Raw genomic sequence first — 25,960 nt, 5'->3', positions numbered from 1 at the left:
CTCCTGGGTTAAAAATACCAATTATAACATGGGTATCGATGCGACACTGCTGAACAATAAGCTGACATTGACGGCCGATATCTTTAAAATTATCCGTACTGGATATCCTGGCAAACGATACGATGTCCTATTACCAGCCGAAATCGGTTATGACCTTCCCAATGAAAACCTCGGTAAGAACGGCTATTATGGTGCGGAAGGTATCATTACCTATACCGATAAGGTCGGCGAGTTAAACTATGTTGTCAGTGGAAATATGACTTTTTCACGTTATCGGGAGTTAGAAACCTATAAACCTCGTTTCAGCAACTCCTGGAATGAGTATCGCAATTCCATTGAGGATCGCTGGGGTGGAGTATGGTGGGGATACCAAGTCGTCGGACGATTTCAGTCGGAAGAAGAGATCCGCAACCATCCGATCAATAATGATGGTCAGAACAATAGGTCCCAACTCCCTGGTGATTTAATTTATAAAGATGTAAATGGAGATGGTGTCATTAACGATATGGATCAACGTCCAATAGGTTACCAAACGGGCTGGGCACCGATGATGAGCTTTGGTGGTCGTATTGGTCTCGACTGGAAAGGCATCAACTTGAATATCGATCTTGCTGGTGGTGCAATACAATCCTGGTTTCAGGATTATGAATTACGTAATGCCTTCCACGGTGGGGGTAATTCTCCAGCCTATCTACTTGAAGATAGATGGCATCGCAAAGACCCTTATGATCCAAACAGTGAATGGATTCCGGGACGCTACCCTGCGATTCGTAACGGCAACTCAGGTCCCAATAGTCGAAATAGTGATTTTTGGTTGACTAATGTACGTTATCTGCGTGTCCGCAATCTGGAGATTGGATACAATCTGCCAAAAGCATGGATTCAAAAGATAAAGGCCGAAAAAATACGGTTCTATATCAATGCTTCAAATTTGATTTCGTTTGACAATGTCAAAGACTACCAGATTGATCCTGAGATCGAAGCGAGAGCAGCAGTAGTATACCCACAGCAAAGGGTATTTATGGTTGGATTTAATATGACTTTTTAACATGAAACTACGATTTAAACTTACATATATAGGAGTTGCTTTATTGACCTTGTCCTCGTTGAGCAGCTGCAATCACGACGATTGGTTTGACCGGGATTCAAAATCATTGATTACCGATGCACAGCTTTGGAATGACCCGAAACTGTTAACTTCACTCGTCGCCAATTATTACGACAGAATGCCAACGCTACATGGTGTTTTCAATACAGGAGGAATGACCGAATTGGATGATGCCATGTGGTCGGGACATCGCGATCAAAACTGGCGTAATGATTATCAGTTTGGTGACGATTACGGTCGCTATTGGGATTATGGACTGATTCGGGATCTGAATCTTTCCCTAGAAAATATCGATCAATTCAGTACACAATTGTCTGATGCACAACGCAAGCAGTATAAAGCCGAAATACGCTTCATCCGGGCCTTTGTTTACTTCGAGCTCGTCAAACGCATGGGTGGGGTTCCGATCGTTACAACCCAGCTCATTTATGACTTTAGCGGTGATCCAACACCATTGCAGGTGGCACGTGCCAAGGAGTATGAAGTCTACGATTTTATTTACAAAGAATTGGAAGAGATCAAGGAAGATCTTGCCGTCTATAATGCCAGTAAGACCAGAGCCAACAAGTATACGGCATTAGCTTTGGAAAGTCGGGCAATGCTTTATGCGGCATCCATCGCGAAATATAATAATCTAATGGCCTCACCGATAACGACTGCCGGAGGAGAAGTGGGGATTCCAGCCAATATGGCGACGGGGTATTATACCAAGTCGCTGGCTGCTTCCAAGGAAATTATGAATGGCCCCTATGCGCTTTATAATGAGAATGCCGATAAAGGTGCCAATTTTTATGATATGCTTAATAAGAAAACTGGTGCTGAAGTCATCTTTGCCAAGGATTTTGTCACGAGTTTAAAAGTTCACCGCTTTGCTTATGACAATATCGTCAGAAGTCTGACCGAAGACAATGAGTCATCATCGACGATTTCTCCTTCATTGAGTCTTGTAGAAAGTTTTGATTATCTAGACGGTAGCAAAGGTACACTACATGATAAAAACGGCGCAGGAAATTACGTAGCCTACCAAAATATCAACGATATTTTTACGAATAAAGATGCTCGTTTGTTTGGGACGGTGATTTATCCGGGAACTTCTTTCCGCGGACGTGCTGTGAGTATTCAAGCTGGAGTGGCAACTTGGGGGACGAATGGAGCTTACCAGTTTACTGCAGCGCCACAACTGGGACAGAATTATGCGAGTGGTGGTTTGTGGACCGGCTTTGATGGACCGCTTTATGACGCACAGGACGTCAGCAACACCGGCTTCTATATCCGTAAATTTGTCAGTGATGCGCCGGCAGCCAGTACACGGGGTACATCGGCTGCTAACTGGTGGCCGTGGTTTCGTCTTGGTGAAATTTATCTCAACGCGTCAGAAGCTGCATTTGAGCTGGGACAGACTGTGGACGCAAGAACTTACGTCAATAAATTGCGCGAAAGAGCAGGATTTCCGGCCAATAGCGTTAGTAACCTAACAATGGATATTATCCGGAACGAACGCCGTGTCGAACTTGCTTTCGAAGATCATCGTTACTATGATCTTAAAAGATGGCGTATTGCACATTTGGTGTGGGACGGATCGGAAAATGATCCCAACGCTGTTGTATATGGACTATATGCTTATCGTGTCGTGCGTCCAGGGCATGCCGATGACGGTAAGTATATCTATGAACGGGTAAGACCTGCGCGTTTCAGAAAGGCACGCTTTTTCCGTATGGCCAATTATTATGCGTCCATTAGTCAGGATGTCATTAATAAAAATCCTAAAATAGTTAGAAATCCATTCCATTAATCTAGTTGTACCATGAAAATAAAATTTTTAAGCTTATTGGTAGCTTTTGCAAGCCTACTCGTTGTAGGTTGTAAATATGATAATTTTGAAGCCCCAAAATCAACGCTTTCTGGACGCGTTGTTTATGAAGGAAAGGCGATTGGCGTTCGGAATAATGGGCCTCAATTGGAATTATGGCAGGATGGGTATCCGCTTCGCTCAGCAATACCCGTATATTTTGATCAGGACGGCTCTTTTTCTGTTAGTCTTTTTGATGGCGAATACAAATTGGTGCGGAAAGGAGATTCACCATGGCTACAACAGGCAACCGATACGGTATTGGTGCAAGTGAAGGGCAATACGACAATTGATGTGCCTGTAACACCCTATTTCACGGTGACAAATGAGTCTTTTCAAAAAAATAATAACAGTATTACTGCTAGCTTTACGGTTAATAGAATAGTAGGTACGGCAAATTTGGAGTTTGTGCGTCTATACCTCGGTAAATCTGTTTTAACAGATCAGGTACAACGCGAGCTGCGTGTGGATGCCAATTTGGCGAATGTTGCTTTTGGTCAACCAACAAGTATCGTCGGTGAATTGCCGGACAACCTGAAAAACCTCGATTATGTGTTTGCCCGAATAGGGGTGAAAGCTACGGTATCCGGAGAGTACTACTATACAGCAGTTCAAAAAATAGCTTTAAAATAGGTGCTGATAGCAAGTAAAATTGCCGGATTACGAAGCCACGGGATCATATTCCGTGGCTTTCATCGATGCAAAAAAATGGTCTAATGCTTATTTATTCTACTAAACCTTCATGAAAAAAAACAAAATTTCAATCTTAGTTACCTTATTTTTAATACATGCTACATGCGGCGTTTTTGCTCAGGCTTATCGCAGCGGACCTACGGACAAAGATTTTGCAGGTTATTTATTTGCCTATTTCAAAGGTAATGCTGTCGCAGATGAGGCTGTTTGTTTTGCGATCAGCACAGATGGCTATACCTACAGAGCCTTGAATGAAAACCAGCCCATCTTGGATTCGAAGGTGATTAGCAAGACTGGCGGTGTACGGGATCCCCATATTCTCCGTGGCGAAGATGGAAAAACATTTTATATGGTGCTCACCGACATGACCTCCTCAAAAGGCTGGGATTCCAATCGGGGTTTGATCCTGCTAAAATCCGAAGACCTTGTGCATTGGTCTCATCAGGCAATTGATATCCAGCAGCGCTTCAAAGGCCAGGAAGCGTTGAAGAGAGTATGGGCACCACAGACTATATATGACCCTTCGGTCGGTAAATACATGGTATACTGGTCCATGCAGCACGGAAATGGTCCGGATATCATCTACTATGCTTATGCTAATAAGGAGTTTACAGATTTTGAAACCGAACCTAAAGTGCTGTTTCTTCCAAAAAATGGTAAATCCTGTATCGATGGCGATATTATTGCAAAGAATGGCTTGTTCTACCTTTTCTACAAAACTGAAGGACATGGCAATGGCATTAAGCTGGCGATAACCGATTCACTGACTTCGGGGAAATGGATTGAACAGCCGGGTTATAAACAGCAGACCAATGATGCTGTGGAAGGATCCAGTGTCTTTAAACTCAATCAGTCGGATCAATATATCCTTATGTATGATGTCTATGGTAAAGGGAAGTACCAATTCTGCACCTCCGAAGACCTTGATCGTTTTAAAGTAATCGACCATCAAATTGACATGGATTTCCATCCACGTCATGGGACCATTATTCCTATTTCAAGACAAGAACTTTTGGACTTGACCTCCAAATGGGGGAAACCCAAAGATATGGAATTCGCATTCAGAAAGAATCCCGTTTTAGATGGCTTTTATGCCGATCCGGATGTACTCTATTCCAATAAAACAAAAAAATACTATATCTATCCAACGAGTGATGGTTTTGATGGCTGGGGGGGCTATTATTTCAAGACCTTCTCGTCTTCCGATCTCAATCAGTGGAAAGATGAAGGGGTGATTTTGGACCTGAAAAAAGATGTTGCCTGGGGACCTCGAAATGCATGGGCACCTACAATCACGGAAAAGAAAGTCAAGAACGATTATAAGTACTATTATTATTTTACAGCAGCGCAAAAGATCGGTGTTGCGGTAGCTGATTTACCTACCGGGCCTTTTAAGGACTCGCGAAAACCGCTGATCGATTTTAAGCCTGAGGGTGTCAATGGCGGGCAGGAGATTGATCCGGCGGTGTTTAACGATCCCAAATCGGGAAAAAGCTATCTGTATTGGGGAAATGGTTACCTAGCTGTTGCTGAACTCAACAAAGATATGGTTTCCATCAAAAAAAATACAGTCAAGGTACTCACTCCGGATAAGACATTCCGCGAAGGTGCCTATGTTGTCTACCGTAAAGGACGCTATTATTTCTTTTGGTCAGAAGACGATACCCGGAGTGAAAATTATCGGGTACGCTATGGAACTGCAACTTCCCCAGATGGAGCGATCACAGTTCCTGCTAATAATTTAGTCTTACAAAAAGATCCTGCGAAAGGGATCTATGGCACTGGGCATAATTCGATTTTGCAGATTCCCGGTAAAGACGAATGGTATATTGTTTACCATCGATTCAATTATCCCAAAGGTATTGATATGGGCGACGCAGCAGGATTTAACCGGGAGGTATGCATGGATCGTTTGTATTTTGATGATCAGGGCCATGTGTTGCCTGTTGTTCCAACGCTTTAATCACTTGAACCTAATGCAAAAAAGTAAAATGAATAATCTCATAAAAAAACTATCAGTCTTAGCTGTTTCTATTGGTATGGGCATCAGTGGCCTATATGCACAGGCTGGATTTGGTGAGGCCGAAGCGATCAATTCAGACTGGCGTTTCCATTTGGGTGATATCGAGGGGCAGGCCAGTGCAGAAACGAAGCGTGGAGCGTGGCAGCAGGTCCGTTTGCCCCATGATTGGGGCGTAAAATACCCGCTCAGTCCAAGTTTAGCCAGCGCGACAGGCTATTTACCGGGCGGTATTGGCTGGTATCAAAAACAGCTCCTGATACCTATGGCAGATCAGGGCAAAAAAATATTTATCTATTTTGAGGGCGTATACAACCGAAGCGAGGTGTTTATCAATGGCAAATCTGTTGGAAAACGCCCCAACGGCTATATATCCTTTTCTTATGATATCACACCATATATTGAGTTTGGAAAAGAAAATACCATCGCTGTTAAGGTCGACCACAGTAAAAGTGCCGATTCAAGATGGTACACGGGATCGGGCATCTATCGTGACGTTTGGCTTATAAAGGCAAATGCGTTGCATATCGATCAATGGGGAGTATATGCCTATCCCGAGCTAAAGCAAGGGAAAGGAATGTTAAATACCGAAGTGACCGTTGTCAATAGCACGTCCAACGGCAGTGCGGTTACCGTTGTGCAGGAGTTGATTGATTCCGCAGGGAAGGTTGTCGCTAATAAATCGGAGAAAGTGAAGATTGATGCTACCGCTAAAGCGACGATACAGCAGCAATTGACGGTTGCAAACCCTAAATTGTGGAGCTTGGATCAACCCAATCAATATACCTTGCGGACAAGCGTATTGCAAAATGGAAAGCAAATTGATCAGTCGGCAATCAAAACGGGCTTCCGAACTTTTACATTTGATCCAAACAAGGGCTTTGCTTTAAACGGCGAATGGATGAAAGTCAAAGGCGTATGCCTACATCACGATGCCGGTGTGCTGGGTGCTGAAATGTATACCGAGGTATGGCGTCGGCGGCTGCAGACATTGAAATCTTTGGGTGTCAATGCCATTCGAACCAGTCATAATCCGCAAGCATCCTCGCTTTACACCTTATGTGACGAGTTGGGGCTGTTGGTTATGGATGAGGCATTTGATGAATGGGAATTTCCAAAACGGAAATGGCTGCAGGGCTGGAATGTCGGGACCCCCGGTTTTGAGGGATCGTATGACTTTTTTGAAAGTTGGGGCGAGCAGGATCTCGCAGATATGGTCAAACGGGATCGCAATCACCTCTCGATTTTCGCCTGGAGTATAGGGAACGAAGTGGATTATCCAAATGACCCTTATTCACATCCTGTCCTTAACGGCGAGAAAAAGGAGGGTGGTTTTACACAGGCTTCGTATGGCGGATACAAAAAGGATGCACCAGATGCGATGCGCCTTGGGGATATTGCCAAAAGACTGGTTGCTACAGTAAAAAGATACGATAAGAGCAGAGCCGTTACTGCAGGCCTCGCAGGTGTGGCTATGTCTAATGAAACAGCCTATCCTGGAGCACTTGATATTGCAGGGTACAATTATACCGAAAGTCGTTATCAACTGGATCATCAGCGTTATCCAGCACGCGTTATTTTTGGAAGTGAAAATCGACATGATCTTCCGGCATGGCTTGCGGTGCGTGACAACAAGCATATATTTGGCCAGTTCTTGTGGACAGGTATTGACTACCTCGGAGAGTCGGGGCGTTGGCCTTCACGTGGATTTTATTCAGGACTGCTGGATTTCGCAGGTTTTATTAAACCGAGGGGTTATTATCGTCAATCGCTGTGGTCCGATAAACCAATGGCTTATTTGGGAACCTATCCATTGAAGGGCGGAGCAACGACTACCGATGTTTGGTCTGCGTTGGAATCCGAGCAAGGACAACGGAAAAATGAAGCGCCCTCCATGGATGCCTGGCCAATTTGGAACTATCAGGAGGGACAGCAAATCAGGGTGGTCTGTTACACCAATAGCCCTCAGGCGCGATTGGAGCTCAATGGTAAAGTTGTTGGCGAAGAGAAAAATTACGATGAGAAGACAGGTATCATCTTTTGGGATATTCCCTATGCAGCTGGTAAACTAGAGGTTGTTGGTCTGGACACGAATAAAAAAGAAGTAGTTCGGCACACTATCGAATCCAGTGAACGTCCGGCGGCGATCCAGGCGACGGTGATAGGAGGGAAAGCGATTGAGAGCGATGGCATTTTGCAGGTTGCCTTGCAAGTGGTGGATAACAAGGGACTTCCTGTGGTCCTTTCGGAAGATGAAATCACTTGTGATATTGCTGGACATGCTCGATTACTGGGTATGGAAGCGGGGAACAATGCAGATATGGGCGACTATACCGATAATAAACAGCGCGTTTATCATGGAAAAATGATCGTGTATGTTCAGGCTTTGGGCAAATCGGGCGATACAATTAATATACGATTTACCTCGCCTTGGTTGACTATGGCAAACGTAACCTATAGCATAAAATAATTAACTCACTTGTATTTATTGAACTTTTGGCATAAAAAAAGCACCGGAAAAATCCGGTGCTTTTTTTATGCCAAAATCTTATCGGATGTTCATTCCACTATTGGAAAAATTACGGTTTTATATAGTTCTTTATAAAATAACGTAATCCAACCTTATTAAATAAAAAAAATTATTAAATACTTTTTTTATTATAAATTTTATTATTAATTTAGCTTCACTATAAATCTAAAGACTGACTCAATTATATCCATGCGTTTAATCATATGCCTTTTATGTGCCGTTGGTACAATGTTGGCCAAAGGACAAGAGCTTTATACGTTACAGTCTGCTCATCTTTCTGGAGTAGATTCCGGCTACGTCTATATACCAAAGATGAAGCCGGACAACCGTGCCTTACCTGTTGTATATGTGCTGCATAGTCATGGGGCAAATTATAAAAGTCTTTCAAAATTTGTCGATTTTCAGGCATTGAGCGATCAATATGGCTTTGTGGTGGTATGCCCTGACGGTCTTCGGACGAGCTGGTTTTTAGACAGTCCACAAAAAGGCGGAGCACAATTTGGTCGGTTCCTGACAGGGGAATTAATGCCTTACATACAGGGCAAATATCATACGGATCTGGACAACTCATTTATTACGGGTGTGAGTATGGGGGGGCATGGTGCACTTTGGCTCTTTTTTAACTATCCATCATTTTTTAAAAGTGCTGGTAGCAGTTCGGGAGTTGTCAATCTGAGACATTCGGCTTTCAAGAAGACAAGTCTAGCCCAACATTTAGGTCAGTACAGCGATCAAAATCCATTATTCGATCGTTTTAGTGTCATCCATAATGTCCATAAGATCGCTGGGAGTGAAAAGACATTTATTTTTGATTGTGGTACTGAAGATTATCTATATGGGGCCAATAAGTCCCTTCGGGATAGTTGTGATGTACTCAAGATCAAAGCCACTTACATTGCGCAGCCCGGCGCTCATACCTCTGGCTATTGGGCCAAAACCATTCCGGTTCATTTCGCATATTTTAATCGTCTGATCCATTAATCGATAACCTATATGTTTTATTCACCTTATACTGATCCTTTAGTCCGGCAACAAAATAGTGTATCTGTGGTTCTTACGCCGGTATTTGGTGCGTATTTTTTAAATTATTTACTGCAATTAACTTCATATGAATTGGTTTAAATCTTTTTTTTCTATTTTATTGATTTCTGTCACACTCTCCTCGCAGGGGCAGGCTGTTGCTTCATACGATGTCTTGATTGTAGGAGGAGGAGCAAGTGGTGTTTCTGCGGCTTTGCAAGCCGCCCGTTTGGGAAGTAAGGTCCTTGTGGTGGAAGAGACAAGCTGGTTGGGTGGTATGCTCACTGCCGCTGGGGTCTCCGCTATTGATGGTAACCATCGTATGCCTTCGGGAATATGGGGCGAATTTAGGGCAGAACTTTATGCCTATTATGGTGGTCCAAAAGCAGTGGAAACAGGTTGGGTAAGCAATACGCTATTTGAGCCTTCGGTCGGTAACCGCTTGCTAAAAAAGATGGTTGGAGCCGAAAAAAATATTGCCGTTTGGTATAAAAGTACCCTTTTAGACCTGAAAAAACAGCCTAAAGGCTGGACCGTTGCCATTGAACAGGAAGGAAAAAAGAAAACCGTAAACGCTTCTATTTTAGTCGATGCGACGGAATTAGGGGATCTCTTGCCGCGTGCAGGTGTTGCTTACAGCATCGGTATGGATAGCCGCTACGATACGAAAGAAGAATTTGCTCCCGAAAAGGCCAATTCAATAATTCAAGACCTTACTTATGTCGCTATCCTGAAAGACTATGGTGCCGATCCAAAGAGATTGCTAAAGAAACCTCAAGGTTATGATCCTAAAGAGTTTGAACATGCCTGTGATGTTAAAGATCCTGCTTCACACAGCAATACGCCTATCATCAATTGTGATCAAATGATTACCTATGGCAAATTGCCGAATGGAAAATACATGATAAACTGGCCTAAAGATGGAAATGATATCTACCTGAATATTATTGAAATGTCGCCAAAGGCGAGGGCGGTGGAATTGCAAAAGGCGAAAGATCATACCTTACGTTTTGTATATCATCTTCAAAATCAGCTTGGTTTTAAAAACTTGGGGCTTGCCGATGATGAATATGATACGGTCGATAAACTTCCCTTTATTGCTTATCATCGCGAGTCTAGACGTGCCAAAGGCTTGGTGCAGCTTACATTGCCTTATGTGCAGAGCCCTTATCAGCAGGAGCTGCCTTTGTACCGCACAGGTGGGATAGTAGGCGATTATACCATCGATCATCATCACCTGAAGAACCCGGATGCACCCAAAATTGATTTTGTTAAGATTCGGGTACCATCTTACAATGTGCCCCTTGGAAGTTTGATTCCTGAGAAAATAGCGGATTTTATTGTTGCTGAAAAAAGCATCAGTGTGAGCAATATTGTGGCTGGGGCCACCCGCCTTCAGCCAGTTGTATTGGGTATTGGTCAAGCTGCTGGAGTACTGGCAGCGCTGTCTGCAAAACAAGCTGTTACTCCTAAAGATCTTTCATTAAGGGAGGTACAGCAAGTACTTTTGGACAATCATGCCTATCTCATGCCCTTTATCGATGTTGATCCAAAAGATAGTCGTTTTCAGGCAATCCAACGTATTGGAGCAACCGGGATTCTTAAAGGAAAAGGGGTGCCCTACAAATGGGCCAATCAGACTTGGTTCTATCCCGAACACCGCATAAGCGAAGTAGACCTGATCGACGGTATGCGTAGTTATTATCCAGCGGCCGATAAAGTTGCTGGCTCGGGTGCCGATGTCACAGCAGAATTTTTTGCGGCTCTATTGCTCCAAGTCGATCCCACTTTGAATAAAGATAAAATCTGGTCCGCCATTGCAGCAAAAGAAAATCAAGTGTTAACAAGGGCTCAAGTGGCGGTTGTGTTGGATCATATCCTAAAGCCGTTTGAACGGCCGGTGGATTTTACCGGCCAATTTATAGCAACAAAAAATTGATTTCCGAACGCATAGAAAAACGAGATGATACCAATTTTACCAAATTCCAAAGCGACTCCACAGCAGCGAAACGATAGTTTGGATGTTCTGCGGGGAATTGCCATCCTTTTAATGGTGCTTTCATCGAGCATTTCATTTGGAAACCTTCCTGCCTGGATGTACCATGCACAGGTGCCACCGCCCAAACATGTATTTGATCCCAGTATAGCAGGTATAACCTGGGTAGATCTGGTTTTTCCGATTTTCCTTTTTACGATGGGGGCGGCCATCCCATTGGCTATGCGGAAAAAAGTGGCTAACCTAAACGCTTTGCCTATCGTGGGTGCAATTTTTAAGCGTTTTGTTGCCTTATTCTTTTTCGCCTTATTTTCTTTTTATATGCGCGCTTGGGTTATGAGTGGAGAGCCTGCTGCGTCGCAGTATCTCTTGTCAATCGTGGGGTTTGCACTGCTCTTTGCGCTCTATGCCGATTTAAAGTCCTATTTGTCGATGCGGACCGCGAGACTTGTTCACATAGTGGCCCTGTTGCTATCTGTAGGGATGCTATATCTGTTGTATGCACCAACGGATAGATTTACCCTCCAGAAGACAGATATTATTATTCTGGTACTGGCCAATATGGCTTTGTTTGGAACGCTGTGGTGGTGGCTGACGGCAGAATCCATCTGGTTACGTATGGCGATTTTACCATTTATTATGGGCGTTTTTTTGGGATCCAAAGAAGTCGGTAGTATCAACGAATTTATCTACAAACTCAGCCCTGCGACTTGGCTTTATCAATTTTATTACCTCAAATACCTCTTTATTATCCTTCCGGCTACAGTTGTCGGCGAGTGGATTATTGCTGATACGTCGTTGGCCGACAAACCCAGGATGCAGCGGTCTCAACTGGCATTACAAGGCTTGCTCTGTGCACTTCTAATTGGGCTGAATGTCTTCAATCTATACATGCGCTATCTCGATATCAATATCGGACTTACCCTGATGTTGATCTTTTCGCTATGCTTCTGTTCAGGTGTTTTTCGGAGGGGCGAAGTACTGACACTGCAGGCAAAAATGGCTGTGCTCGGAAGCTATCTGCTTTTTTTAGGACTGATCTTCGAAGCGTATGAGGGAGGAATAAAAAAGGATTATTCCACATACAGCTATTATTTTGTCTGTACGGGCTTAGCCTGTTATGCGCTAACAATGCTGTGTTGTATCGAGAAACTTGCTTTTGGAAAATCGCTGTTTCGAGGTATAGCACTGGTTGGTAAAAATCCGATGGTCGCCTATACCGCAGGAAATCTATTGTTGATCCCACTATTGGCGCTTACGGGACTACAGAGCGCTCTTGATCAGATGGGGGCACAGGGTGTTTTTGGGGGAGTGATGCGCGGTGTATTATTCACTGGAATCGTGGCGCTGTTGACGATCGTGAGCAGCCGGTTAAAACTTTATTGGAAGTCATAAAATGAATGAATTATTAGAACAAACGGTGGAGCTTCGCAAAGGGCGTAAGGCACTTCCGCCTATTTTTTGGATCTCCACAACATGGTTTGCCATGGGGCTACCTTTTGTTGCCCTTTCGGGTGCGAGCTCCATTATGTATAAAAATTTGGGGGTATCGGACGCACAGATTGCTTTTTGGACCTCATTGATTATGCTGCCCTGGACAATAAAACCCTTATGGGGGCCTTTTTTGGAGCTGTATAAGACCAAGAAATTTTTTGTCTATACCACGCAGATACTCACGGGGCTACTCTTTGGTCTGCTTGGTCTTACGCTACAGTTGGATCATTTCTTTAGCTTCTCCATTGCCTTATTGACACTGATCGCATTCAGTGGTTCCACACATGATACCGCAGCCGACGGGGTATATTTGAATGAACTGAATGCAAAACAACAGGCAAAATATGTCGGCTGGCAAGGTGCCTTCTATAATGTGGCCAAAGTGTTTTCTGGCGGCGTACTCGTTTATTTGGCGGGGCAATTGGAGCAGGAAATCGGCATTAAATCCGCGTGGATGGTGGTGATGTTTGCTTATGGATTTATTATGTTGGGGATTGGATTGTACAGCATACGTGCTTTACCTGCTCACGATGAAGCACCCAAATCCACTTCTTTAAAGGAGGGAATGGATACGCTTAAAGACGTTATCATAACTTTTTTTCAGAAAAAGAATATTTGGTTTAGTTTACTTTTTATTGTCTTTTATCGTTTTGCTGAAGGGCAGGCCATTAAGATCACCCCCTTATTTTTTAAAGCGCAACGTACCGAAGGTGGTCTGGGCCTCAGTACTTCGGAAATTGGATTGCTTTATGGTGTATTTGGTGCCATAGCTTTTGTATTGGGGTCGATTGTCGCAGGGCATTTTGTATCCAAAAAGGGCTTAGACCGGAGGACACTTATGATCCTTTGTGCCTTCTTTAATGTTCCATTTGTAGCTTATGCATTTCTCGCGATCACATTGCCGACAAACCTTTATCTCATAGCTGCTGCTGTCGCCATCGAGTACTTTGGATATGGTTTTGGCTTTATCGGAATTATTCTTTTTATCATGCAAAATATTGCCCCAGGCAAATATAAGATGGCACACTACGCTTTCGGAAGTGGACTTGTTAATCTGGGATTTATGATTCCTTCGATGATCAGCGGCTGGCTGAGTGATTATTTGGGCTATAAAGAATTTTTTATCTGGGTGTTGATTTCTACTATTCCAGCCTTTTTGGTTTCCTGGTGGGTGCCATTGCGAAAACCCGAAAAAGAGCATACCGACGAAAATAATTAATGCATATGAACATACTTTCTTATAGGAACTGGAAGGCCATATTGTTGCCTTTTTTTTTACCGGCATTGACTTTAGCACAATCAAAGGGTATTGATTCTACGTTTGATAATCAGCATTATCGCGCAAGGCTTGAGTTTTTTAAAGCGATGCCCAATCAGAAGGACGAAATCGTTTTCCTTGGCAATAGCATTACCGAAGGTGGAAAATGGCAAGAAATCCTCCAGCGGAAGCATGTGATCAATCGTGGGATTAGCGGTGATGTGACTTATGGTATTTTAGCACGACTAGACGAGATACTAGCATCCAGACCACGAAAAATATTTCTGCTCTGTGGGGTGAACGACATGAAAAGAGGAATACCGCTTTTCATTATTTCAACGAATATAGAAAGGATAATAAAGCAGGTTAAAAAGCAGTCGCCAAATACAGCGCTTTTTGTGCAGGGACTTCTACCTGTGAATGAATCTTTACTGCCAAAAATCTATGAAGAGGTTCGGAATGACAAGATCGTGCTACTGAACAAAGCTTTGAAAGAATTGTGTACGGCACATCAAGTTCGTTTTGTAGACTTACAGCCGATATTGGTGGATGGTAAAGGGGAACTAAAAGCTGAGCTAACAATTGATGGCTTACATCTGAAGCAAGCCACCTATTTAATTTGGGCCAATTATTTAAAACAGCAAAAACTATTATGAGATCATTGGAATTTTTTAAGCTGTATCGTGTTTTCCAAGGTTGCTTCCTAATTGGAATATATCTATCGGTATTTTCCCAGTCCCTCTCAGCTCAGGAGACTAAAATAGATAGCAGTTACGCCAACTGGTATTATCAACAACGAATGGCCTATTTCGAACAAAGTCCAACAATTAAAGGAGCAGTCGTGTTTTTGGGAAATAGTATTACTGAACGGGCAGAATGGCAGGAATTGCTTGCAGATTCAAGATATCCTGTACTGAACAGGGGGATAGGCGGAGATAATTCGTTTGGGATTCTTGCGCGTATAGATGAGGTGTTGCGCGGACGTCCGCGGGCAATTTTTCTGATGGATGGCATTAATGACCAATTCCGAAAGCTTCCACAGGAAGTGTCGGTCAATAACTACAAGCGTATCATTAAACGAATAAAAAAGATCTCACCAAAGACCCTTATCTATCTTCAGAGTGCTCTACCGATCAATGAAGGATTAACAAAAGAGCCTTATACAAAAGGTAGAAATGTGTTGGTTCCGATCTTAAATGAAAAACTAAGACAGCTTGCAGCAGATGAAAATATTCCATTTGTCGACCTCTGCCCACTTTTTCAGGACAATGAGGGAAAACTTAACGCAATTTACTCAGCTGATGGTGTGCATCTGATACCCAGTGCCTATATAAAATGGGTGCAATTATTAAAAGAAAAGAAATATTTATGAGAATTACAGGAACATTTATTGACGAGATTTCCCACGATATTCCGCACCAGAATTGGGGTCCGGAAGAGTGGGATCGGGATTTTGCATATATGAAGGCAATTGGTATAGACACTGTTATTATGATTCGCAGTGGCTATCGTAAATTTATAACCTATCCATCGGCTTATCTGATGGACAAATATGGCTGTTTTAAACCATCGTTGGATCTTGTAGAGCTTTATCTGCAGCTTGCAGACAAGTATGAGATGAAATTCTATTTTGGACTTTATGACAGCGGTATTTATTGGGAGACAGGAGATCTGAGTCACGAAATCGATGCCAATCAATATGTAATTGAAGAGGTTTGGGCTAAATATGGGCATTATAAAAGCTTCGGTGGATGGTATATCAGTACGGAAATCAGTCGTAAAACCAAAGGGGCTGTTCATGCTTTTCGTACACTTGGGTTACAGTGCAAGGCCGTCAGTGGGGGCTTGCCGACATTTATATCACCCTGGATTGATGGAAAAAAAGCTGTGCTTGCCGCTTCTCCCGAGCTTAGTAAAGCCGATGCAGTTTCGGTATTGGAACACGAACGGGAATGGGGCGAAATTTTTGAAGGTATACAAGGAGCTGTCGACGCAGTGGCCTTTCAGGATGGACACATTGATTACGATGAGCTTCCCGATTTCTTTGAGGTCAATAAGAAATTGGCTGATAAATATGGTATGGCCTGTTGGACGAATGCCGAATCTTTTGACCGGGATATGCCGATCAAATTCTTGCCGATCAAGTTTGATAAACTAAGGCTAAAACTTGAGGCTGCAGCAAAGGCGGGTTATGATAAGGCTATTACTTTTGAATTTTCTCACTTTATGAGTCCACAATCCGCTTATTTACAGGCAGGACACCTTTACAATCGGTACCGGGAACATGCACTGAACCACAATTGGTGATAGGGATCGCGTGTTTACAGCACGCGAAATGAAGACAAAAGCAATCTCGAAAAAGTCAGAGAACAAGAAATAGCATTATTGATAAGAGTAGGCCAGAGATTTTAAATGGCCTTTAAAGAGCAAATTCATTTATATATGAATCATTATAGTACAATTTATAAAGACGAATTATTTAATCATATTCTTCCTTTCTGGACGGAGCATTCGCTCGATAGGGAGTATGGTGGCTATTTTACCTGTCTGGATAGAAGAGGTGGAGTTTTTGATACGGATAAGTTTATGTGGCTGCAGGGGCGGCAAGTTTGGCTCTTTTCGAGTATTTACAACAAAATTGAAACACGGTCATCCTGGTTGGATATTGCAGTTCATGGTGCCAGCTTTATGGAAAAACATGGACGTGACGAAGAGGGGAACTGGTATTTTTCACTTGATCGACAAGGGAAGGCACTTGTGCAGCCCTACAATATTTTTTCCGATTGCTTTGCTGCCATGGGATTTGGTGCCCTGTATACAGCAACTCAGGAGCAGCGTTACGCAGAAATTGCGCAAGATACCTTTCATAATATATTGAAACGTCGAACACATACCAAGGGCATATACGATAAGGCTGTTCCAGGGACACGTCCATCAAAGAATTTTGCGTTGCCTATGATCTTGAGCAATCTCTCCATTGAACTGGAGCATTTATTGGAACCTAAGCTGGTGCAGGAATTGATCGAGGATATCGTGGTCGAGGTAATGGATGTATTTTATAAAGAGGAGCAGGGGCTTGTCTTTGAAAATGTAAGTCCCAATGGTTCATTGCTGGATAGTTTTGAAGGAAGATTGCTCAATCCGGGACATGCGATAGAGGCCATGTGGTTTATGATGGATCTGGGAGAAAGATTGCAGCGACCAGCGTTGATTGAAAAAGCCATGCGTATTGGTCTTCGTATGTTGGAGCATGGATGGGATGAGAAATATGGAGGTATATTCTACTTTATGGATGCGCAGGGTAAACCGACCCAGCAGTTGGAATGGGACCAGAAGTTATGGTGGGTGCACTGTGAAACACTGGTGTGTATGGCGAAAGCTTGGGTACTAACGGGAAATGAAGAGGCTAAACGTTGGTTCGAACGGGTTCATGAATATACCTGGACGCATTTTAGGGACCCCGAACATGGCGAATGGTTTGGCTACCTCAATCGAAGAGGTGAGGTATTGCTCGATCTCAAAGGCGGAAAATGGAAGGGATGCTTTCATGTGCCTCGTGCCTTATGGAAGGTATATGAGGTGTTTGAAAAAGCAAAAATAATCGTGTAACTTAACTGGTATGGATGCTCTCAATGGAATAAATGCGTTGACCTTAGTTTTCGCAGCGATATTGATCTTTGCGATCGCGTATCGTTTTTATGGCTTGTTTCTAGCAAATAGGCTGCTCAGGTTGAATGGAAGTCGCCAGACACCGGCGGTGGAGTTTGCTGATGGACATGATTATGTGAAAACCGATAAAAAAGTGTTGTTTGGCCATCATTTCGCGGCGATAGCTGCTGCAGGACCACTAGTTGGTCCAGTTCTCGCGGCACAGTTTGGTTATCTGCCGGGCGCTCTGTGGATATTAATTGGTTGTGTATTAGGTGGCGGTGTGCACGATATGGTCGTGCTTTTCGCTTCTGTACGACATAAAGGGGAAAGTTTGGCAACCATTGCCTCCAAGGAGGTCAGTAAACCTATTGGCGCTATTGCTGGTATTGCCGTACTTTTCATTTTGATCCTAACGTTGGCCGGATTATCGCTGGCCTGTATTAGTGCAATGCACGAGGCACCATGGTCTTTATTTACGATTGTACTGACAATGCCCATTGCTATTTTAATGGGCTTGATGATGCGCTATCGGGAGGGCTCGGTGACCTTGGCGAGTATCATTGGCGGTATCTTGCTTATTGCAGGTATTATAGCCGGTCATCACCTGATGCAGCTTCCAACTTTTCATGCACTTTTCAACTGGGATGTGAAAACGATCTCTATCGGTATTGCTGTATATGGTTTCTTCGCTTCAGTATTGCCCATCTGGCTATTATTGGTTCCGAGAGATTACCTTTCGACCTATCTCAAAATAGGTACAATTATTATGCTGACGGTAGGGATATTTTTTGTTGCACCAACAATTCAGATGCCCGCCTTGACCTCATTTATCCATGGTGGCGGACCCGTAATTTCAGGACCTGTCTTGCCCTTTATCTTTATTGTGATAGCCTGTGGAGCCATATCGGGATTTCACGCTATTATCGCAACCGGGACAACACCCAAAATGATCGGTAATGAACGCGAGATCTTGTTTGTGGGGTATGGCGCCATGCTTGTTGAAGGCTTTGTTGCCTTGATGGCATTGATTGCAGCTTGTACGTTGATGCCTGGTGATTATTTTGCAATCAATACGCCGGTAGCCGATTATGCACAGTTTCTAGCGCAGCACCCCCATCTTTCGGCTGTGGATTTACCGCATTTTATAGACAGAATAGGTGTAGATCTGCACGGTCGGACGGGCGGAGCAGTGTCGTTGGCTGTAGGGATGGCTCATATCTTCGATAAGGTTCCTTTTATGAACGATATAATGGCCTATTGGTATAATTTCGCGATTATGTTTGAAGCTGTTTTTATTCTTACAGCGATTGATGCAGGTACCAGGGTAGGGCGTTTTTTTCTACAGGAAATGCTTGGAACTGTTTTTCCTAAATTTAGCGATAAAAACTGGAAACCAGGTGTATGGATTTGCAGCGCTCTGTTTACGTTTTCCTGGGGATATTTGGTTTATACCGGTAACGTAAGTAGCATTTGGCCATTATTTGGTATTAGCAATCAGCTCTTGGCCGCCTGTGGTCTGATTGTATGTACAACGATGCTCATCCGGATGAATAGACGAAAATATGTCTTGTTTGCAGCCGTTCCCGGTGTCTTTATGGCCGTGATTACATTTTGGGCCGGCTATCTTCAGGTGGTACAAGGATATGTGCCCAAAGGACAGTACCTACTGGCGGGCTTGGCCGTAGCAGCGATGTCATTGATGGCGATAGTATTTATCGGAACGTTTAAGAAGTGGATATACCTTGCACAAAGGAAAGAGCAGGTGAAAGATCAATATGGAGAGGTTGTGAAGGAGATTGTAGAAAGATAAAGTAGCGTGGATTTCACTGAAATCCACGCCTTATGTCTTAATCGATAATAGAAAGCAGACGGTCCCGAATGAGAAGGCAAGCTCCAAAGGCCGCAAGTTTTTCCCCATTATTTGAATAAGCAAGTTTGGTGTCCTTGTTGACAATGGATAATGAAAACTTATTGACTGCATTCTTCAGCGGTAACATCAGGTATTCCTCACTCTTGGCTAAAATACCACCTACGATGATAATTTCTGGATTGAAAATATTGATCAATGTAGCAAGCCCACGACCTAATTTTTCCCCAAGTTCATTGATCAACTCAATAGCGAGATTGTCATCTTTTTTTGCAGCAATGATAATATCGCTGAGCCGGATATCTTCCAGGTCATTGAATTTTTTTGTTAGGATGCTCGTTGCGCCATTTTGCAGTGCTGCTATTACACGGTTTCTAAGTGCAAAACCAGATGCTTCCGTTTCGAGGCAACCCTTTTTTCCACAGCGACAGATGATATCGTTGTCAAAAATGGGAATATGTCCAAATTCACCCGAGAAACCCGATTTCCCATAATAGATCTTTCCGTTGATTAAAATACCCAACCCGATACCGTTGTCTACATTGACAAAGAGTGCATCTTTCTCGTCCTTTAAAATTCCGCTGGAAAATTCGCCATAAGCAAGCGCCTTACTATCGTTTTCAAGATAGGTGCGCAATTGCAGCTCCTGTTCGAAATATTTCGATAAAGGATCTTCATAAAAATTAAAATAACTGTAGGAATAACCTGTTCGATAGTTGATGCGACCAGAAAGATTGATACCTACACCCAATATTTTATCCTTTTGAATCTGATGTGTGGCAATAAATTGATTGATCTCCCGGCATATATTCTGGAGTGATTCCTGATTATTCTCCAAACGATGTGGAATTTCCTCCTGGCTGGCAATAATGTCTTTTTTCATATTCATGACCACGATACTGAGATGATCATGGCTTACTTGAACACCGACAAAAAATGCTGCATTTGGAAGTAGACCGTAGGAATTCGGTTTTCTGCCAATTCCCGAAGTCGATTTTCCATTGTCCTGTACCAATGCGTCTTCGATGAGTTCATTGATGCATTCGTTAATCTTGGGAATGCTAATGTTGAATTCCTTACTTAACTCAGGAATTGTCGAGGGACCTTTGGTCGCAAAAAAGGTTAAAATTTCCTTTTTAAGTAAAATGTTTTTATACGCTACACCGCTATAGCTCGCATCATGTAAGTCACTCAAAAATTTTATACCCATAACTTTGTTACGTTAACTTCAGGGTAAATATAGTAAATATCTCATCATCGCAAATTAAGTTTATGTTTTTTCTTCTTTAGTCTGTTTGAATTAATAAAAAAAATTAGAAATAATTTGAATATTTAAAATTTTATTTCTTATTTAGTGTTGTATAAATAATATACCTAATAATTGTAAGCCAAAATACGTTGCCTTGTCCGTGTCAGAACGTTGCGTGTTTTATCCAATGGAAAACGTCTGATCATGGTGTAGGTAACCGAGTGACCATAAATACTATTTTTTTAACATAACACTATTTTTTCATTCCTAAATTATGAAACCAACACATGTAAAACGCAGGTATCTTTTTAAGGCATTGGGATTACTTATTGTTTTTATGCAATCCGCAATAAGCTTTGCTCAATCCATTGTAAATGGTACCATACGAAATCGCGATGAACAGCCTATTGCTGGGGCGACGGTTAAAGTAGTGGGGACTTCTGTAACAACACGTACAGATCAAAAAGGGAGTTTTACCGTGCAGGTAGACCGACTTCCGGCCGAACTTCAGGTTAGTTATATCGGCTATTTGTCGCAGTCGCGGAAGATCACAGTTGCCGGTACACAAAGTTTTGTTTTGCAGTCCGATGAACGTCAGATTGACGAGGTCGTTGTTGTGGCTTATGGTACGCAAAAGAAGAACAACGTCGTTGGATCTGTCGTACAGATCGGAGGTGATCAGCTCAAGAAAGCCCCGTCGATGAATTTGACCAATGCACTTGTAGGACGTGTTCCCGGATTGACGGCATTGCAACAATCAGGACGCCCGGGGGCAGATAATGCGACCTTGTATCTGCGCGGGGTAGGAACTTATGGTGGTAATCGAAGTCCTTTGGTGATTGTCGACGATATCGAAAGACCGCTTTCTACCTTGGCTTATCTTGACCCAAGTGAGATAGAAACGATTTCCTTTTTAAAGGATGCAGTTTCCACGGCCGCTTATGGTGTACAGGCCGCCAATGGTATTATATTGGTTAAAACAAAAAATGGACGAAAGGAGCAGACCAAAGTAACCTATGACTTTGGATACAGCATTGGCCAAAATACCCGCTTTCCAAAATTCCTCAATGGACCGGATTATATGAACTGGTATAACAAAGGAACAGAACTGGACAATGATTTTCTCCGCAATACGAAGCAAACTGAAGCACCTTACATCTACACGCAGGAACTCATCGATGCTGTGGCAAATGGAACCAATACCAATCCGTTATTTGGGAATACAGACTGGATTGGCCTATTGGCAGATAATAATAGCTATTCGCAACATCATGCCGCAACAATTTCTGGTGGAGCGAGCAAAACGCAGTATTTTGCTTCGGTCAGCCATATGAACCAGGACGGGGTGATCGACAATACCAATTTTAAACGCTACAATATCCGTACAAACCTTAAAAGTGAGCTTAACGAATACCTGACGGTTGGTTTGAACATTGGTTTGCGTAATCAGAATACCAATTTGCCCGGTATTTCACCCGATAACTCGGCCTATATGAATCCATTTTACCAAGCTGTTCGAATGCTGCCGAATCTGCCTATGTATGCCCCAAATGGACTTCCGGTAGCATATCAGGCCGGAGCAGGATGGGTCAACCCAATTGCTTCCGTTGCAAATTCGGGATACCAGAAGCTCAAAAGCAATATCTTTCAGGGAACAGCAAACATCGATTTTAGAGTTCCAGGAGTAACAGGTTTACTGGCAAAAGTCCAGGGCGCATACGACTATAATTCGGATGAATCCAAATCTTGGCTGACACCCTATCCGACGATGGGAAGACAGCGGGACCAGGTTGCAGGCGACTTTGTGGCCATGACCACTTTGCCTGGAATCACGAAGACTTCTCTTCGTCAGAGCTTTGCTGCAAACTATCGCAGCACCTGGCAGGCCAGTTTAAATTATAACCGGACTTTTGGTGATCATAGCATCGGTGTGTTAGGTTTATATGAATATGCAAAAACTCATGGTAATCAATTTGGTGCCGGCGCAAGTAATTTTCCGATCAGTATTATTCAGGAAATAAACTATGGTTCGGCTTCCCAGGAAGACATTATCAAGTCTACAGGCTCCAGCGATCCAGAATCTGCACGGGCGGGATTTGTGACGCGGCTGAATTATGCTTTCCGCGATCGTTATTTGGTGGAGTTGGTGTCGCGTTGGGATGCCTCCGCTAACTTTGCCAAGGAAAATCGCTGGAAATCTTTCCCGGCCATTGGATTGGGTTGGGTTGTCTCAAATGAGTCTTTCTTTAAGGAAGCTGTCCCTTTTGCAGATTTCCTTAAATTAAAAGGGTCTATTGGGCGTACAGGAAACGATCGTGCACAACTGGGTAGTTTCCCTTACATTAATACCCTTTCGCAAAATACAACACCAGTCATTGTCATAGACGGCAAGCCGGTCAAAGCCTTATATACCAATGCACCTCAAAACCCACTATTGAAATGGGAAGAATCCACCACATCCAATGTTGGATTTGAATCACGGTTTTTAAATGGAAAATTTGGTTTTGATTTCGAATGGTTCTACCGTTATACTTCCGGTATTCTGGGACAGGTAGGAAACCTTTATCCAGCGTCGATGGGTGGTTATTTTCCGAGTTTGGCCAATATTGGCGAAGTTGATAACCGCGGTTTTGATGCTCAATTGCGTTATAACGACCGTTTTGGTGAATTCAAACTGGGCGTAACCGGCAATATCAACTGGGCGAAAAACAGGTATCTGAAACTGGATGAAGCGAACGGCATCCCTTCTTGGCAGAGTCTCATTGGCAAATCTATCGGAACAAAAATTGGATTTGTCAAAGAGGGGATGGTACAGACCTGGGAGGAAGCACGCAATACACCTTCACCAAGTTCAGGATTTATGGCTCCCGGTTTTTTCAAATTTAAAGATTTGAATGGCGACGGCCGGATTACCCGAACAGATGATATGACCTATATTGGACGCTCCAATGTGCCTGAATTAACATTCGGTTTGAATTTAGATATGGCTTATAAAGGCTTCGACTTCTCAGCATTGTTGCAAGGTGCTGCACGTGTTGATGTTGCCCTAGCAGGAGCCTACGAAGGATCGTCAGGAACTTCAGGGGTAGAGGATAATACACCTTTTACGCGACCTTTTTATAACTATGGAAACTCCCCTTATTTCTTGGTTGAAAACTCATGGCGCGAAGACAATCCGAATGCCGAATTTCCACGTATGAGTGCTTATAAAGCAACAGGTATGTCGACGAACAATGCAAATGCCAATTCAGGATGGATCAGAAAAGGAGATTATCTGCGTCTTAAATCCGTGCAGTTGGGCTACACTTTCCCGAAAGGATTGCTGAATGCAGCGAAGATTGAACATGTACGCGTGTTTGCTTCGGGCTCAAACCTTTTCACATGGGATTACTTGAAATACCTCGATCCCGAAATGCCAAATGTCAATAATGGATTTTATCCGCAGCAACGGATTTTTGAATTTGGTTTAAGCGTTACTTTTTAATCTCCTAAAAATTATTATTACAGATGAAATCAACTCTATATACCAGCTGTCGGCAGCTTTCATTTTTAGGCCTGTTGTTTATGGCGTTGCAAGGTTGTTCTGTCGATCTAATTCCACAGGACCGGATCGCAGAAGAGAAAGTATGGGCTGACCCCAATTCGGCCGAACTATATGTGTCGGGTATCTATGCTGAATTTAAAAAATTCCAGTTTGGTCAATTTCCCAATTTAGGCTATGACAATGCAATGGATGCCTTAGCCGATGGAATGAAATTTACCTCAAATACGGCTGGGAATGGTACCGTCAATATTCTTGTATCCAACTCAAACCAGTTTTCTTCCGCAAGCGTGGGGCTGAATTATTGGGCGAGCGGATATGAACGTATCCGTCGTATCAATGAAATGATCAATGGGATTAACACCAAGTCCAGCCTTTCCGATGCGCAAAAGCAGGTTTATGAGGCTGAGGGCAGGTTCGTGAGAGCATATGCCTATTTCTGGCTGGCAAAGATCCATGGAAGCGTGATTCTATTCAAGAGTATGGATCAGTATACTGAAAAAGATCACGAACGCTCGAGTGAGGAAGCCGTTTATGATTTTATCCTGGAGGATCTCCAATTTGCGGCGGATCATCTTCCGCTCAATAATCTTGCCGGTCGGGCTACCCAGGGCGCGGCCTATACCTTGATGGCACGTGTAGGACTGTATGCAGGCTCTATTGCTAAATATGATCTCAAGCAGTTCAATCAGGATCCTTTGACGGGCATTTCACAGGCGAGGAGCGCGGAGTATTTTAAAAAATCAGCCGATGCAGCGCAGAAAGTCATCGATATGGCTAATGGGGGACTCTATGCCTTGGACGATAATTTTGCAAGCATTTTTACCAATAAAAATACAAAGGAAGCAATCTTCCGGGTAGATTTTGCAGCACCTGATGTCACGCATCAATACGATCTGGGCTATGCCCCACCTCGAGATGCTCAGGGTAATACATTGGTTTATGGTGTACCAACCGCGGAATTGGTCAATGAATTTGAAATGGCCGACGGATCCAAATTCTCCTGGCAGAATGCTGCGCAGGCAGCGGCTCCCTATACAAATCGTGAACCTCGTTTCTATGCGACGATCTTATACAATGGTGCAACCTGGAAAGGAAGAACGCTGAATACGTCGACGACCGATGCGATAGAAGGATTTACAACATTTGGCGCGAGTGGCGACCCCAAACGTACCGTTACGGGATACTATGTACGCAAAATGCTTGATCCTACAAATACCACATTCGTTCAAAATAAGAGTACACAAAGCTGGATCGAAATGCGCTATGCCGAGGTCTTGTTGATTATGGCGGAAGCGAAAGCGCAATTGGGCGATTTTGCGACTGCAACTACCTACATCAATCAGCTTCGCCAGAAGCGTGGACTTAATGCCCTTAGCCTTGCCAACAATAATCAGGCAATGGCTGCAGTGGAGCACGAGCGCAAAGTTGAACTGGCTTTTGAGGGACATCGTTTCTGGGATTTGCGCCGTTGGAGAAAAGCTCACCTCCTGTTGGATAATGTGAAGTTTACAGGGCATAAGATCAGTCCGAACGCAACAGGATTAACGTATGAAGTTGTCTCAGCAGACGCAACCAACAGAAGTTTCAGTACAAAATTATATTATCTGCCCATACCTGAAAATGAAGTGCAGTTGAACGGCGCTTTGACTCAAATTAAAGGTTGGTAAAAACATGAAAGACT

The 25,960-nt window shown here is 43.3% G+C and carries 17 protein-coding genes; 16 read left to right on the top strand and 1 reads right to left on the bottom strand.

Translation table 11 applies throughout. From position 1 onward, the window contains the following. The first annotated feature begins 28 nt into the window (after nt 1-28). The 14 genes from GVK91_RS27365 (at nt 29) to GVK91_RS08100 (ending at nt 19,429) form a co-directional block, all read left to right on the top strand. Nucleotides 29-1,048: a hypothetical protein gene (locus tag GVK91_RS27365; protein ID WP_200845564.1), complete on the top strand. Its 1,020-nt coding sequence runs from the start codon at nt 29-31 to the stop codon at nt 1,046-1,048. A gap of 1 nt (nt 1,049) precedes the next feature. After that, nucleotides 1,050-2,900 (top strand): RagB/SusD family nutrient uptake outer membrane protein, encoded by a 1,851-nt coding sequence (locus GVK91_RS08160; protein WP_153847165.1) that lies wholly within the window; start codon nt 1,050-1,052, stop codon nt 2,898-2,900. A gap of 12 nt (nt 2,901-2,912) precedes the next feature. After that, entirely contained in the window at nt 2,913-3,590 is a 678-nt protein-coding gene (locus GVK91_RS08155; protein ID WP_159727828.1) for a DUF3823 domain-containing protein, read from the top strand. Nucleotides 3,591-3,699: 109 nt separating this feature from the next. Further along, a complete protein-coding gene (locus GVK91_RS08150) occupies nt 3,700-5,613 on the top strand; it encodes a family 43 glycosylhydrolase (protein ID WP_153847163.1) in 1,914 nt (637 codons plus the stop codon). A 28-nt stretch (nt 5,614-5,641) separates the two neighbouring features. Then, nucleotides 5,642-8,140 carry a sugar-binding domain-containing protein gene (locus GVK91_RS08145; RefSeq protein ID WP_200845563.1) on the top strand — a complete coding sequence of 833 codons (2,499 nt, stop codon included), beginning with the start codon at nt 5,642-5,644 and terminating at the stop codon, nt 8,138-8,140. A 249-nt stretch (nt 8,141-8,389) separates the two neighbouring features. Further along, nucleotides 8,390-9,181 (top strand): alpha/beta hydrolase family protein, encoded by a 792-nt coding sequence (locus GVK91_RS08140; protein ID WP_153847162.1) that lies wholly within the window; start codon nt 8,390-8,392, stop codon nt 9,179-9,181. A 127-nt stretch (nt 9,182-9,308) separates the two neighbouring features. Then, on the top strand, nt 9,309-11,159 hold the full coding sequence (locus GVK91_RS08135) for an FAD-dependent oxidoreductase (protein ID WP_159727826.1): 1,851 nt from the start codon (nt 9,309-9,311) through the stop codon (nt 11,157-11,159). 24 nt (nt 11,160-11,183) lie between these two features. Then, a complete protein-coding gene (locus tag GVK91_RS08130; protein WP_159727824.1) occupies nt 11,184-12,611 on the top strand; it encodes a DUF5009 domain-containing protein in 1,428 nt (475 codons plus the stop codon). Between the two features lies 1 nt (nt 12,612). After that, nucleotides 12,613-13,929 carry an MFS transporter gene (locus GVK91_RS08125; RefSeq protein WP_153847159.1) on the top strand — a complete coding sequence of 439 codons (1,317 nt, stop codon included), beginning with the start codon at nt 12,613-12,615 and terminating at the stop codon, nt 13,927-13,929. A 5-nt stretch (nt 13,930-13,934) separates the two neighbouring features. Beyond that, nucleotides 13,935-14,624, top strand: coding sequence for a GDSL-type esterase/lipase family protein (locus tag GVK91_RS08120; RefSeq protein WP_159727822.1), 690 nt, complete (start codon nt 13,935-13,937; stop codon nt 14,622-14,624). Next, complete coding sequence (locus GVK91_RS08115) at nt 14,621-15,340, top strand: GDSL-type esterase/lipase family protein (RefSeq protein WP_159727820.1); 720 nt, start codon at nt 14,621-14,623, stop codon at nt 15,338-15,340. Before GVK91_RS08120 ends, GVK91_RS08115 begins: the two co-directional genes overlap by 4 nt. Further along, nucleotides 15,337-16,275, top strand: a complete 939-nt coding sequence (locus GVK91_RS08110; RefSeq protein WP_159727818.1) for a DUF4434 domain-containing protein — start codon at nt 15,337-15,339, stop codon at nt 16,273-16,275. Before GVK91_RS08115 ends, GVK91_RS08110 begins: the two co-directional genes overlap by 4 nt. A gap of 135 nt (nt 16,276-16,410) precedes the next feature. Continuing rightward, nucleotides 16,411-17,577, top strand: a complete 1,167-nt coding sequence (locus tag GVK91_RS08105) for an AGE family epimerase/isomerase (protein WP_153847155.1) — start codon at nt 16,411-16,413, stop codon at nt 17,575-17,577. A gap of 10 nt (nt 17,578-17,587) precedes the next feature. Then, the gene (locus tag GVK91_RS08100; protein WP_182331127.1) at nt 17,588-19,429 is read left to right on the top strand and encodes a carbon starvation protein A; all 1,842 of its coding nucleotides are present in this window, start codon (nt 17,588-17,590) and stop codon (nt 19,427-19,429) included. A 37-nt stretch (nt 19,430-19,466) separates the two neighbouring features. Here the strand turns inward: GVK91_RS08100 and GVK91_RS08095 are convergent, their stop codons facing one another. After that, on the bottom strand, nt 19,467-20,696 hold the full coding sequence (locus GVK91_RS08095; RefSeq protein ID WP_200845562.1) for an ROK family protein: 1,230 nt from the start codon (nt 20,694-20,696) through the stop codon (nt 19,467-19,469). A 313-nt stretch (nt 20,697-21,009) separates the two neighbouring features. On the opposite strand from GVK91_RS08095, the gene GVK91_RS08090 reads away from it, so the two are divergent. Further along, entirely contained in the window at nt 21,010-24,219 is a 3,210-nt protein-coding gene (locus tag GVK91_RS08090; protein WP_159727816.1) for a TonB-dependent receptor, read from the top strand. Nucleotides 24,220-24,242: 23 nt separating this feature from the next. After that, nucleotides 24,243-25,946 (top strand): RagB/SusD family nutrient uptake outer membrane protein, encoded by a 1,704-nt coding sequence (locus tag GVK91_RS08085; protein WP_159727814.1) that lies wholly within the window; start codon nt 24,243-24,245, stop codon nt 25,944-25,946. Nucleotides 25,947-25,960 lie beyond the last annotated feature (14 nt).

Source organism: Sphingobacterium sp. 18053 (genome assembly GCF_902706145.1).
GTDB lineage: Bacteria > Bacteroidota > Bacteroidia > Sphingobacteriales > Sphingobacteriaceae > Sphingobacterium > Sphingobacterium paramultivorum.
The sequence above is the reverse complement of the archived record's forward strand: the minus strand, read 5'-3'. Positions and strand labels throughout refer to the sequence as shown.